Raw genomic sequence first — 13,174 nt, 5'->3', positions numbered from 1 at the left:
TTATATGATTTTCTAATCCAATCTATTAAATTTTTGTACATATCTCTCTTTGTTTTTACAAAAAGGGTATACAAAATCAAGCCTCTTGCTTTTGACAAAAGACTTTTTACATTTGTATTTTAAGCTCTTTAAATTCAGGCACTCTTTTTTAGTTCAAACAAATGCTGTCCTGTACAGTCATTCTGAATCTTATTGTGAAGTTTGTTTATGTTATGGGCGATTGCCAGAATAATATTCTGTGCTAGGATATTTTCCATTCCTCGATAGGTGTACCGGCGAAATCCCATATCTGCTTTTATGTCCGCAAATGATCCTTCCACCTGTATACTCCGGTTCATTCGCAACTGTTTTCCGTAATCACTGGTAATCCTCTCCACGCATTCCTTCCGTTTTGCATTTAAGGTCTTTTGTACATGGAGTGTCTTTTTTCTCTCTTCTATTGGTGTTTTACAATGATTCCCATGAATACAGTCCGTTTTACACGGGCAGCCTTTACACTCTTTACATTCGTATATTGATGTGACACGGGTATATCCTGTTTTTGATGTTCTCTCTGTATCGCATCTCCATTCCAGCTTTTTCCCATTATGACACACATAGCTGTTTTCTTCCTCATCATAAGTCATATTTTCGGCCCGCCCAATATCATTCCGGTATCTTGCTTTTTTGGACCTTTCATAGTTACCTGGTTTGATATACGCTATCTGACCGTTCTCTTCAATAAAAAGATAATTCTCTTCACTTTCATAACCGGCATCTGCAACGATATCCCGATACCGAAAGCTCAGATGTGACTCCATATCCTGCAAAAATGGAATCAGTGCCTGTGTATCATTTGTTTTCTGGTTCGTGTCAACCCATGTGATATACTCCGAATCCACTCCATGCTGGACATTATATCCTGGTTTCAACTGCCCAGTGCCCAGATGATCTTCTTTCATCCGCATAAAGGTAGCATCCTTATCTGTTTTTGAGTAACTGCTCCGTTCCCCGCAGGTATGGATCTTTTGATTGTATTCTTTGTATTTCGCAAGATAGGTCTCTAATTCTTTGATATCTTTTTGCAGTTTTGACTGCTTTTTGCCGCATCCATGAACAAAGATAATCCCCTCTTCTTCCTTGATCCGGTAAAGTCTTTTCCGTATTTTTTTCAATGTCCTGATACCAAACGTTGTCCCATTGAAGATAAAATGGATCCCGTAAGAGAGTTCCAGTCCTTCCACAAAAACAGCGATCCTTTCTGCTAATCTGTTCTGAAATTTTGTGACGGCTTTCTTCCATACGAAAGTATAGCGGCCTGCTACAGATTCCATCTTTGTTCCGTCAATAAAAACCTGAACACCGGAGATCTCACCGATGTCAAGAAGGACTTCTGTTACTTCTGCCAGAGTCTTTTTGGAACACTGCGAAAAATGAGCAGAGAGAAATCTGGCGATAGTGGAATGATCTGGTGCTGGTTTTCCTTCTAAAAGATACATGAAATTGATATCTCTCTTACAGGCAGTTTCAATGTCCCTGCTCGAATAGATATGGTTCATAGCAGCATAAAGGATAATCTTGAACATCTGACGCGGTGATACCTGATTTTTTTTGATCTTCTGATAAGAATTATAAAGATCGGTTAATTCCAGCCCCTCCACAAATACACTCAACAGGCGTACCGGGTCATTGTCTTCGATGAGAACTTCCATTTCAAGAGGAAGTTTGAATTGATAATTTAATATAGATGATGTATAATCTTTTTGTATAATTTTTGTGATTGTCATAACATAGATTATACACCAAAGCCGTTCTTCATAGAAGTACGGCTTTGATTTTCTTTACGCAAATGGCTGTCGGGCTATTGTTCCGAGATAAAATAAAAATAAAACACAGAGAGATCCCATATATAAATCTGCACTATTTGAAGAACGAGGAGAGATTGTATCCAAGGGAAGAAGACAACCTCTTGTCTTACTGACCTGGACACAATCCAACGAAGTACTTCAACTAGTGTGGATTTATATATGGGGTCTCTCTGTGTTTTTTAATAGTCTAAAGTTGGAACAATAGCGCGACAGCCCCGAACTTTACATAATCACGATTATGTCTAATTTGATTTGTTTGGAGACGAAGTCTGGAAAGTGAATCTCAAACCTCCCCAGGATATCCTTAAAAACAGCATGAAAAAAGGACATCCATAACTGGATGTCCTCTTACAGCACTTATTTATATTTTCGTTTTCTAGCAGCTTCAGATTTCTTTTTACGTTTCACACTTGGTTTCTCATAGTGTTCTCTTTTACGAATCTCCTGCTGAATACCTGCTTTAGCACAGCTTCTCTTAAAACGACGAAGAGCGCTGTCTAAAGATTCGTTTTCTTTAACGATAATACTTGACATTGACTCACCTAACCTCCCTCCAGTTGCGTATTGTGCCTAATACAACTGTCTGGGTATTTTTGCACTGTCTAACATTATAGCATAAAATACTAATTCGTCAATAACTTTTTTAAAATTTTTTAAATAAATTATTTCTCCAGTTCTTTCACCTCTTTATTTTGGTTATTATATCAGATATAATATGTCTCTCCATTCTTCTTACTTTTTTATTCGTACTTTTTTACATTGCTCCACTTACTGTAATATATTTTTCCTTTCACAGTTTTGTATGCACGAACTCTGATATAATATACTCGGGAGTTTGACAGTTATATGATTATGCGTCGGCACAATCTGGCATAAAATTTTGAAAGCAGAATATACTTGAAATATGTGATTCAGTACGATATATTGAAAGCAGAAAAGAATATGCTGTACAATATGTACACAAATACAAATCCCCTCAGTACCGCAAATACTGAGGGGATTATATTATATTTTCCCAGAAAAATCCATGTCAATCTTTAATATTTCATTCCCCGAATGCTCACAATCTCATGAAACTCACAAAGACTTTTCAAATTCTCTAATATTCAGTTTTGAATTTATTTCAGCAGTCAACAAATAACAAACCATAATTTTACTGCAAATATTCATTGACTTTTTTGTTAAATTATGTATATAATACTTATATAGCAACCATTGATATATCATAACGGAGGTAGCGTAAATGCCAGATTCCACAATCTTACAGCCAGAAGGCTTAGAACAACGCTACGAAAGATATAAAGAAAAGATAAAACACTTTACGATAATGAATGACATCTTTATGCGGAATGTTTTAAAGGAAATTTCATGTACGGAATATATTCTTCAGGTTATCATGAACAAAAAGGAACTAACGGTAATCGACCAGACTTTACAAAAAGATTATAAAAATCTCCAAGGGCGTTCCGCCATTTTAGACTGCGTGGCAAAAGATGCAGAGAATAATTTTTTTAATGTGGAGATTCAAGGTGAGAATGATGGTGCTTCTCCAAAAAGAGCCAGATACCACTGCGGTCTACTGGATATGAACCTACTGAATCCAGGCGATCTTTTTGACAATCTCCCAGAAACTTATGTCATTTTCATTACTAAAAATGATGTCCTTGGATATAACCTGCCAATCAACCACATAAGAAGACGAAGCAACGAAACCGGAGAAATATTTGAAGATGGACAACATATTTTATATGTAAACTCGAAAAAACAGGACGACACCGAATTAGGCCGCTTAATGCATGACTTACATTGCAAAGAAGCAGACAAAATGTATAGTAATGTCCTGTCTGCAAGAGTACTGCAGTTAAAAGAAACTACGGAAGGAGTGAACCAAATGTGTCAGGAATTAGAAGAAATCTATAATGAAGGAGAGCAGTCTGGCGAATTAAAAAAAGCAAGAGAAACTGCCCTTACTCTTCTTGATATGGGAATGCCAGCAGAACAGATTGCAAAAGCTGTAAATTTCTCTATTGAAACTGTTCAGAATTGGATAGCAGAAACCAACTCCTGATCTATAGATTTGGTTAGACGAAAAAAGAAAAAATACGATATCCCATCTGCTCTGTAGTCGCTGTGCTTAAAATGCTCATCCGCATTTTAAACACGCTCCGAAGCCGCATCTGGGATATCGTATTTTTTCTTTTTTCTGTCTAATTTAAATCCATAGTTGGTAAAAATGGGAATTCTCCAGAAGGGCATGGTTTTTCTGGACAAAATGAAATGCTTAGTGCAACGGAACAAAATCAAACTTATAAACATTCTCTTTTCTTTAGAAGATAAAATACAATTCAGCTACATACCCTCTCTTTAGCGGTGCCTGTTCAAAATTCTATATCAAACATTTATTAACTCTTATGTTGAATTATGTATATAATAGTCGTATAATAGCATTGACACATCATAATTGAAGTCTTGAAAGGAGGACATATGGCTGTCAGAGAAACCTATATCTCAAAGACACTTTCTGCGCTTGGTGATGGTGTAGCGAAAGTCGATGAAAAGATTAAGGCATTACTGGCAGATAAACAGATTCTGGCAAGAATTTTAAAATACAGTGTAGAAGAATTTAAAGAATATGATATACTGGAGATAATCAATAGAATTGAGGAAGTAGAGATATTAGAAGTTCCAGTCGATGCAGGACTTTCTCACAAAAGTAAAAACGAATTTGGAAAAATTTCTGGAAGCAATACAGAGGATAATGTGCCTGGCGAGGGTGTAATATTTTATGATATTCGATTTAATATAACTAAAGGGAAGAAACGCATAAAGGTTCTTATCAATATTGAAGCACAGGCGACAACAAGTGTTTCCAGATTAGGATATCACATTGAAAACCGCATGACATACTATCTTTCCAGAATGATTTCTGCACAAAAGGAACAAGAATTTTTCGGAAGTGACTACGATAAGATTAAGGAAGTAATAAGTATCTGGATATGCATGGATGCCAGAAAAAATGAAGATTCCATTATAGAATACCAACTTAGACCGGAAGTAAAATTTGGTGAAAATATTCACCCCGAAGAGATAAATCTGTTAAAGGGGATTCTCATAAAAATACGAGGTGGGAAAAACATGACACAGTCTAAAAATAAACTAATCGAAATGTTGGAATATGTAATTGCAGACCATTCGGTAGAAGAAAAAAAGAATTATTTAAAAAATGAATGCGGCGTAGAGATGACCAAAGAATTGGAAAGGAAGGTGGAAGCGATGGGCGAAAGTATGGGTCGTGCAATATTACAGGGAATGCTAGAAGATGCCTGGGATAAAGGAGTAGCACAAGAACGCAGAAATACGGAAAAGGAACGAGAAAATACTCAAAAGGAACGAGAACACGCAATTGCTGCATTCATTTCTTTTGGAATACCAAAAGAAAAAATATTAGAAAAAGGATATACTGAAGAAGAATATACGAAAGTCAAGAAAAAACTGTTCTCTTAATATTTATCTTATGATTTACCATAGGTAAGTTAACAAAATTGACGAAACCAGCATCGAAAGAGAGAAGAGACTCTATATTTGTAGCCTTAGAACGAGGATTGAATGTGAGCGCAAAAGCGAACATTCAACCCACAAGTGATAGAGTCACAGATACAGAGTCTCTTCTCTCTTTCGGTGCATCTGTTTTGCTTCACAAATCAAATAATTATCCCTTCGCAATGATCCACCTCATGCTGTATAATCTGCGCCACCCAGCCTTTATACTTCTGGTGCTGTTTTTTAAAATGAATATCTTCATACTCCACTTCTATCTCCTGATATCGAGTCGTTTTTCTAACTCCTTTTAAAGATAAACAGCCTTCTTCCGCTTCATATGGTTCTTTTTTACTCACAATCATCGGATTTAACATCGCAATATTCGCAAATCCCATATTCACCGCAATAATTCTTTTATTTACCCCAATCATATTTGCTGCCATTCCAACACAGCCAGCTTCATTTGCCTTTAACGTATCAAGTAAATCCTGCACTACTGACATATCGTTTTTTGTCGCAGGAACTGCTTTCTTTTTGAGAAACAAAACATCTCTCATAATCGGTCGAATCATAAACTATCCTCCTATCGAAATTCTGATTTGATGGACTAAGAAACGAAAACCAGAAATTCTGACTTTACAAGGCCAGCCAAAGACAGCTCCGCAAAAGAGACAATAGCCTATATTTGTGGCCTTAGAGCGAGGATTGAATGTGAGCGTTTAAGCAAACATTCAACCCACAGCGATAGAGTCACAAATATAGGCTATTGTCTCTTTTGAGGAGCGTCTACTTGCCTGCGGCACTCCAGAATTTACATCTTATAATTGTTCTTTTGCGATTTCCACTGCTTTTTCTAATGCAGCTTTGATTCCTGCTGGATTCTTTCCACCGGCCTGAGCCATATTTGGACGTCCACCACCGCCGCCACCTACTAAGGCTGCTGCCTCTTTGATGATCTTTCCGGCATGTGCTCCTGCTTTTACAGCATCATCTGTTGCAGTTACGATTAAGTTAACTTTTCCGCCCATATCGGAAGCAAGGATAATAACACCGCTTCCAATCTTATCTTTAAGGTCATCACCTAAAGTACGCAGAGCATTCATATCAACGTCTTTTACGGATACTGGAAGTACTTTGTAATCGCCTGCTTCCACTACCTGATCCATTACATCTGCAACTTCACTCTTTGCAATCTGATCTTTTAACTTTTCATTCTCTGCGGTAAGTGCTTTGATCTCGTCAAGCATGGACTGAATCTTTTCTGCTAATTTATGAGGCTCTGCCTTTGCTGCTTTTGCTGCTTCATGAAGTGTTTTTTCTTCATCAAGGTAATATTTCATTACACCGTCTCCGGTTAATGCCTCGATACGTCTTACTCCTGCTGCAACACCTGTCTCAGAAATAATCTTAAATGCTTTGATTACTCCTGTGTGTGGTACATGTGTACCTGCACAAAATTCTTTGGAGAAGTCTCCCATTGTAACAACTCGTACTTTGTCACCATATTTTTCTCCGAATAATGCCATTGCACCAGTTTTCTTTGCTTCGTCAACACTCATAATCTCTGTGTTTACAGCAATATCTTCCGCAATTTTATCATTTACCATCTTCTCTACTTCAGCGATTTCCTCTGCTGTTAATGCCTGGAAGTGAGAGAAGTCAAAACGAAGACGGTCTTTATCAACATAAGAACCGGACTGTTCTACATGATTTCCAAGAACGGTACGTAAAGATTTCTGAAGAAGATGTGTTGCACTGTGTCCTTTTGCTGTGTCTGCTCTCTGTGCTTTATTTACAGATAAAGTTACCGTATCACCAACTTTAAACATTCCTTTTGTGACATGTCCGATATGTCCGATCTTACCACCGAGCATCTTCACAACATCTTCTACAATAAATTCACCATCTTTACATGTGATCACACCACTGTCGGCATGCTGTCCACCGCCTGTAGCGTAAAATGGTGTCTCATCAACAAAGATTGTTCCTGCCTGTCCGTCAGTTAATGCCTCTGTAAGCTCTGTATCTGTTGTCATAACTGTAATCTTAGAATCACATTCCTGTGTATCATATCCAACAAAAGTACTTGTTACAGATGGATCAATTGATTCGTAAACAGTAACATCAGCACCCATGTAGTTTGTTGTCTTTCTTGCATTTCTTGCTTTTTCTTTCTGCTCATTCATGCAAGCCTGGAATGCTTCTTCATTTACAGTGTATCCTTTTTCCTCAAGAATTTCTTTTGTAAGGTCTAATGGAAATCCATACGTATCATAAAGTTTGAAGGCATCTTCACCATCAAGCTCTTTTACACCTTTTTCCTTCATGGATTCTTCTAAATCAGCAAGGATTGCAAGACCCTGATCGATTGTCTTATTGAACTTACCTTCCTCCTGAATGATAACATTGTAAATGAAATCTTTCTTTTCTTCTAATTCCGGATAACCATCTTTAGAACCTTCAATCACTGTCTTGCTAAGTTCTGCTAAAAACTTACCTTCGATACCAAGTAAACGTCCATGACGAGCTGCTCTTCTGATAATACGGCGAAGAACATATCCACGACCTTCATTACTTGGCATGATACCGTCAGAAATCATAAATGTAGCGGAACGGATATGGTCTGTGATCAGACGGATTGAAATGTCATCCTGTTCATTCTCTTTATAATTCTTCTTTGCTACTTCACAAATCTTATCACGAAGGGAACGAATCGTATCTACATCAAAAATAGATCCTACATCCTGAACAATAACAGCAAGACGCTCTAATCCCATACCGGTATCAATATTTTTCTGTTTTAATGTTGTATAGTTATTATGTCCGTCATTTTCAAACTGAGTAAATACGTTATTCCATACTTCCATGTAACGGTCACAATCACAACCTACCGTACAACCTGGCTTACCACAGCCGTATTTTTCTCCGCGGTCATAATAAATCTCGGAACAAGGACCACAAGGACCTGCACCATGTTCCCAGAAGTTATCTTCTTTTCCAAACTTAAAAATGCGTTCCGGAGCAATTCCAATCTCATCTCTCCAGATAGCAAATGCCTCATCGTCTTCTAAGTATACAGATGGATATAATCTGTCTGCATCAAGCCCTACAACTTCTGTAAGGAACTCCCATGACCATGCGATTGCTTCGTGTTTAAAATAATCTCCAAAAGAGAAGTTACCAAGCATTTCAAAAAATGTACCATGACGGTCTGTCTTACCAACGTTTTCAATATCACCGGTACGAATACACTTCTGACAGGTTGTTACTCTCTTTCGTGGTGGAATCTCCTGTCCTGTAAAATAAGGTTTCAATGGTGCCATACCTGCATTGATCAGTAATAAACTGTTATCATTATGTGGAACCAGTGAGAAACTCTTCATTGCAAGATGTCCCTTGCTCTCAAAAAACTCCAGATACATTCTTCGAAGTTCGTTTACTCCATACTTTTTCAAAATTCTGTCCTCCTGTAGTATCGCATATATTAATGCCGGTTATACCGACATGAAAGGGTGCTGGCAGAAAACAATCCGTTCTCCGTCAGCACCCTAAAATATATCGCTATGTTAATTATTTACCTGATGTATTTTCAGTACCAGCCGTATTGCTTTCCATGTTCTTCTTCGTTCTTAACTTCTTTCCACAAAAAATACCTCCGGCCGCGGCTGCTACCAGCAAAATAAACGTTATAATATATTGAACAAATGCACTTAATACAGCCGACATAATAGGCCCTCCTTCTCATACTGAAAATGTTTTCGGTTACATAAAGCTAGTATACCATATTTCATAAAAAACTGTAAACCTTTTTCTGATTTAATTCGTTGAAATGAACAGACGAACAAACATCCTCAAATCTTCTATCACTGATGTAGTAATTCCTTTCCAGCCAAAGACAGGAAGTAGAAGGCTCTTAGTATAGCATCTGTGGCCTCGGAGCTACGCCAACACCTCATTCATGCTTCCTGTTCGGTAACCTTCCAGGTCCAGGGAAACGTAGGTAAATCCGTATCGTTTGAGTTTATCTACGATTTCTTTTCGAAGTTTTTCGTCAAGAATTCTTGAAATATCCTCCGGCAATAGTTCAATTCTTGCGATTGTACCATGAATCCGAACACGAAATTGATGAAATCCTTTTTCCCGAAGAAGCTCTTCTGCATGTTCTACCATAAGAAGCTTCTCTGATGTTATTGTCTCTCCATAAACAAACCGAGAAGCCAGGCAGGCAAAAGATGGTTTACTCCATGTGGGAAGATTCATCTGGTGGGATAGTTCTCTGATTTCTGCTTTGGTAAGCCCGGCTGCCCGAAGCGGACTTTTTATTCCAAGCTCTGTGATTGCCTGCATTCCCGGTCGATAATCCCCTAAATCATCCATATTCGAACCTTCTACAACATATGCCATCTGATATTCTTCTGCTTTTTGTAAAAACTTTTCAAACAGACCTTTTTTACAAATATAACAGCGATTTGGCGGGTTATCTTTAAAATGATGCAGTTCGGTGTCTCCTAAATCAAGAACAATCTGTTCCACACCAAGACTTTTACAAAATTGTTGTGCTTCTTTTGATTCTCTTTCCGGAAAAAGACAGGACTTTGCAGTTAACGCAATCACATTATCTCCTAATGCTTCTTTCGCCACTGCTAAAAGAAAGGTAGAATCTACTCCTCCGGAAAAAGCGACTGCTACCGATCCAAGTTCTTTTAAATAATCCAGTAATCTTTGATATTTTACTTCTAAATCGCTCATATCTTCTTTTTTCAGCTTCTTTCCATTAATCTTTATCTTAATCTTTATCTTAATTTTTATCTGTTTTTTCTATATTTCTTATAATTTCTATGTTTCCCTTATTTGTATTATTTTACTCCTCTTGCGCAAGTCTTGTAAAGAAACAGGTACGGTTTCCTGTATGACAAGCAGCTCCAATCTGCTCTACTTTTGCCAAAATCGTATCTTTATCACAGTCAATATCTAAAGACTTCACATACTGATAATGTCCGGAAGTATCTCCCTTCGTCCATAGTTCCTGACGGCTACGGCTAAAATAAGTCATTTTCCCTGTTTCCAACGTTTTTTCAAAGGATTCTTTTGTCATATAGGCAAGCATCAATACTTCATTTGTCTTATAATCCTGTGTAATAACCGGAATCATTCCATCACTGTTTAATTTGAATTTGTCAAAAGAAATAGTGCTTTTCATTTATAGTGCTCCTTTCGTAGAAAGTACATCTGTAATTCTTGGATCATAGGAAGAAGCTTCATCTAAAGCTTTTGCAAATGCTTTAAACGCTGCTTCCATAATATGATGATTGTTACTTCCATGTATTAATTTTAAATGCAGATTCATTGCTGCACTGTAAGAAACTGCATAGAAAAATTCCTGTACCATTTCTGTATCAAACCCACCGACTTTTTCTACGGTAAATGGCAAATCACACACGCAATATGGTCTTCCGGATAAATCTACCGCACCAAGTACAAGCGTCTCGTCCATTGGAAGCAGGAAGTTTCCAAAACGTCGAATTCCTTTTTTATCTCCTACTGCTTCGCGAATCGCCTGTCCAAGTACAATACCTGTATCTTCAATCGTATGGTGACAATCGACTTCTAAATCTCCATCTACTTTGCAGGTCAGATCAAAAAAGCCATGACGTGCAAAACTATTTAACATATGATCAAAAAAACCGATTCCTGTATCAATATCATACTTTCCACTGCCATCTAAATTCAGCTCAACTACAATCTTTGTCTCACTGGTATTTCTCTCAACACGCGCTTTTCTTTCTGGCATCTCTACTCCTCCTCTTCAAAACGAACAGCAATAGAATTTGCATGCGCTGTCAATCCTTCCGCTTTTGCAAATGTTTCAATGTCATTATGAATCGCTTTCAAAGCATCTTTTGAATAATAAATAATACTTGATTTCTTTACGAAATCATCTACATTTAACGGAGAGAAGAACTTTGCGGTTCCATTTGTAGGAAGAACATGGTTTGGTCCTGCAAAATAATCTCCAAGTGGTTCAGAACTGTACTCTCCGATAAAGATAGCTCCGGCATTTCTTACCTTTGTCATTACTTCAAATGGATTCGCTGTCACGATTTCAAGATGCTCGGAAGCAATCGCATTCACTACTTCTAACGCTTCATCTAATGTCTCTGCCTCTAAAATATAGCCAAAGTTTTCAAGAGATTTTTCAATAATCTCTGCTCTTGATAACTTCTTTAAGTAGCCTTCAATCTCTTCCTGCACTTTCTCACCAAGTGTTTTACTTGTTGTTACTAAAATCGCACTGGCAAGTTCATCATGTTCTGCCTGTGAAAGTAAATCTGCTGCAACATAGTGCGGATTGGCTGTATCATCGGCAAGAACAAGAATCTCGCTTGGTCCTGCGATAGAATCAATACTTACATGTCCATATACTGCTTTTTTTGCAAGAGCAACATAGATGTTTCCAGGACCTACAATCTTATCAACTTTTTCAATTGATTCTGTTCCATAAGCTAATGCACCGATTGCCTGCGCTCCACCGACTTTATAAATATGAGTAGCACCTGCTTCATTTGCTGCTACTAATGTTGCCGGTGTTACTTCCCCATCTTTATTTGGAGGAGTAACCATCACGATTTTTTCTACTCCAGCTACCTTTGCCGGTACAATATTCATAAGTACAGAAGACGGATATGCTGCCTTTCCACCCGGTACATACACACCAACAGAAGCTAAAGCAGTCATCTTCTGACCAAGAATCGTACCATCCGGTTTGGCATCAAACCAACTATTTCTCTTTTGTTTTTCATGATACTCACGAATATTTACAAGAGATTTACGGATAACTTCTACTAAAGAATCATCTACTTTTTCATATGCTGCCTTGATTTCTTCCTCTGTTACCTGAATTGTATCTTTTGTCAGCTTACATTTATCAAACTTTTCTGTGTAAGCAAAAAGGGCTTCATCTCCCTTTTCCTTAATCTCGTCTAAAATACCCTGTACTGTTCCGGCATACTGGTCATAGTTATTTGGGCTTCTCTTTAATAAATCACTTAAAATATTTTTTGTATTTTCTTTATTTACCTTTAAAACTCTCATTTTCTTTTCCTCTGGAATGTTCTAATTTATTTTTGTTTCTATTTTTCACCATCTATTGCTGCTTCAGTTTACGCAGGTCATAAATCAGTTTACGAATTCTCTCCTGTTCCATCTTAAGACTTACCTGATTTACTACCATACGGGCAGAAAGATCACAAATTTCCTCTAGGACTGTAAGCCCGTTTGCCTTTAATGTAGAGCCAGTCTCCACGATATCGACAATGACCTCAGAAAGTCCAACAATCGGAGCTAACTCAACGGAACCATTCAACTTGATAATCTCTACGGTCTGGAACTTTTTATTATAAAAATAATCTTTGGCAATGCTTGGATACTTAGAAGCTACACGAATAAGCTCTCCATGCTGCAACTTTTCCCTTGCACTTTCCGGTCCACAGACACACATCTTACACTTTCCAAAGCCCAAATCCATTACTTCGTAAAGGTTTCTTCCTTCTTCAAGAATCGTATCTTCCCCTACGATACCGATATCCGCTGCACCGTACTCTACATAAGTAGGAACGTCAGAAGCCTTCGCTAAGAAAAACTTAAGCTTTAAATCTTCATTGACAAAAATAAGCTTTCTTGTCTCTTTATCACGAATGGAATCACAGGTAATACCAAGTTTTTCAAACATATCCATTGTTTTATTAGCAAGTCTTCCCTTTGCCAGAGCAAATGTTAAATAGCGCATC

Annotated in this window: 12 protein-coding genes; 2 read left to right on the top strand and 10 right to left on the bottom strand. The window is 37.6% G+C overall.

Annotation, left to right across the window (positions count from 1 at the left end):
• Positions 1 to 134: 134 nt before the first annotated feature.
• Both EHLA_RS05435 and rpsU read right to left on the bottom strand, forming a co-directional pair.
• The gene (locus EHLA_RS05435) at positions 135 to 1,766 is read right to left on the bottom strand and encodes an IS1182 family transposase (RefSeq protein ID WP_096239600.1); all 1,632 of its coding nucleotides are present in this window, start codon (positions 1,764 to 1,766) and stop codon (positions 135 to 137) included.
• Between the two features lie 438 nt (positions 1,767 to 2,204).
• A complete protein-coding gene (gene rpsU / locus EHLA_RS05430; protein ID WP_005346250.1) occupies positions 2,205 to 2,381 on the bottom strand; it encodes a 30S ribosomal protein S21 in 177 nt (58 codons plus the stop codon).
• Positions 2,382 to 3,090: 709 nt separating this feature from the next.
• On the opposite strand from rpsU, the gene EHLA_RS05425 reads away from it, so the two are divergent.
• The gene (locus EHLA_RS05425) at positions 3,091 to 3,915 is read left to right on the top strand and encodes a PD-(D/E)XK nuclease family transposase (protein WP_096239599.1); all 825 of its coding nucleotides are present in this window, start codon (positions 3,091 to 3,093) and stop codon (positions 3,913 to 3,915) included.
• A 416-nt stretch (positions 3,916 to 4,331) separates the two neighbouring features.
• Positions 4,332 to 5,351 carry a hypothetical protein gene (locus tag EHLA_RS05420; RefSeq protein ID WP_096239598.1) on the top strand — a complete coding sequence of 340 codons (1,020 nt, stop codon included), beginning with the start codon at positions 4,332 to 4,334 and terminating at the stop codon, positions 5,349 to 5,351.
• Between the two features lie 197 nt (positions 5,352 to 5,548).
• On the opposite strand, the gene EHLA_RS05415 is transcribed toward EHLA_RS05420, so the two are convergent.
• From EHLA_RS05415 to hisG, 8 genes are all read right to left on the bottom strand, one after another.
• Positions 5,549 to 5,959: a peptide deformylase gene (locus EHLA_RS05415; protein ID WP_096239597.1), complete on the bottom strand. Its 411-nt coding sequence runs from the start codon at positions 5,957 to 5,959 to the stop codon at positions 5,549 to 5,551.
• A 246-nt stretch (positions 5,960 to 6,205) separates the two neighbouring features.
• The gene (gene alaS, locus EHLA_RS05410; RefSeq protein WP_096239596.1) at positions 6,206 to 8,842 is read right to left on the bottom strand and encodes an alanine--tRNA ligase; all 2,637 of its coding nucleotides are present in this window, start codon (positions 8,840 to 8,842) and stop codon (positions 6,206 to 6,208) included.
• 115 nt (positions 8,843 to 8,957) lie between these two features.
• Positions 8,958 to 9,113, bottom strand: a complete 156-nt coding sequence (locus EHLA_RS16055; protein ID WP_123864842.1) for a vanadium nitrogenase — start codon at positions 9,111 to 9,113, stop codon at positions 8,958 to 8,960.
• A 213-nt stretch (positions 9,114 to 9,326) separates the two neighbouring features.
• Positions 9,327 to 10,136, bottom strand: a complete 810-nt coding sequence (gene larE, locus EHLA_RS05405; protein WP_096239595.1) for an ATP-dependent sacrificial sulfur transferase LarE — start codon at positions 10,134 to 10,136, stop codon at positions 9,327 to 9,329.
• A gap of 112 nt (positions 10,137 to 10,248) precedes the next feature.
• The gene (hisI, locus tag EHLA_RS05400) at positions 10,249 to 10,587 is read right to left on the bottom strand and encodes a phosphoribosyl-AMP cyclohydrolase (protein WP_096239594.1); all 339 of its coding nucleotides are present in this window, start codon (positions 10,585 to 10,587) and stop codon (positions 10,249 to 10,251) included.
• Positions 10,588 to 11,178 carry an imidazoleglycerol-phosphate dehydratase HisB gene (hisB, locus tag EHLA_RS05395; RefSeq protein ID WP_021906642.1) on the bottom strand — a complete coding sequence of 197 codons (591 nt, stop codon included), beginning with the start codon at positions 11,176 to 11,178 and terminating at the stop codon, positions 10,588 to 10,590. It abuts the gene before it with no gap.
• Positions 11,179 to 11,180: 2 nt separating this feature from the next.
• A complete protein-coding gene (hisD, locus tag EHLA_RS05390; RefSeq protein ID WP_096239593.1) occupies positions 11,181 to 12,479 on the bottom strand; it encodes a histidinol dehydrogenase in 1,299 nt (432 codons plus the stop codon).
• Positions 12,480 to 12,531: 52 nt separating this feature from the next.
• On the bottom strand, positions 12,532 to 13,173 hold the full coding sequence (gene hisG, locus EHLA_RS05385; RefSeq protein WP_005344871.1) for an ATP phosphoribosyltransferase: 642 nt from the start codon (positions 13,171 to 13,173) through the stop codon (positions 12,532 to 12,534).
• Position 13,174 lies beyond the last annotated feature (1 nt).

The organism is Anaerobutyricum hallii (assembly GCF_900209925.1).
Classification (GTDB): domain Bacteria; phylum Bacillota; class Clostridia; order Lachnospirales; family Lachnospiraceae; genus Anaerobutyricum; species Anaerobutyricum soehngenii.
This window is presented reverse-complemented; position numbering and strand designations above follow the sequence as displayed.

Coding starts and splice junctions, on each gene's coding strand:
- EHLA_RS05435 (WP_096239600.1), bottom strand. CDS start 1,766: ATGACAATCACAAAAATTATACAAAAAGATTATACATCATCTATATTA.
- rpsU (WP_005346250.1), bottom strand. CDS start 2,381: ATGTCAAGTATTATCGTTAAAGAAAACGAATCTTTAGACAGCGCTCTT.
- EHLA_RS05425 (WP_096239599.1), top strand. CDS start 3,091: ATGCCAGATTCCACAATCTTACAGCCAGAAGGCTTAGAACAACGCTAC.
- EHLA_RS05420 (WP_096239598.1), top strand. CDS start 4,332: ATGGCTGTCAGAGAAACCTATATCTCAAAGACACTTTCTGCGCTTGGT.
- EHLA_RS05415 (WP_096239597.1), bottom strand. CDS start 5,959: ATGATTCGACCGATTATGAGAGATGTTTTGTTTCTCAAAAAGAAAGCA.
- EHLA_RS16055 (WP_123864842.1), bottom strand. CDS start 9,113: ATGTCGGCTGTATTAAGTGCATTTGTTCAATATATTATAACGTTTATT.
- larE (WP_096239595.1), bottom strand. CDS start 10,136: ATGAGCGATTTAGAAGTAAAATATCAAAGATTACTGGATTATTTAAAA.
- hisI (WP_096239594.1), bottom strand. CDS start 10,587: ATGAAAAGCACTATTTCTTTTGACAAATTCAAATTAAACAGTGATGGA.
- hisB (WP_021906642.1), bottom strand. CDS start 11,178: ATGCCAGAAAGAAAAGCGCGTGTTGAGAGAAATACCAGTGAGACAAAG.
- hisD (WP_096239593.1), bottom strand. CDS start 12,479: ATGAGAGTTTTAAAGGTAAATAAAGAAAATACAAAAAATATTTTAAGT.
- hisG (WP_005344871.1), bottom strand. CDS start 13,173: ATGCGCTATTTAACATTTGCTCTGGCAAAGGGAAGACTTGCTAATAAA.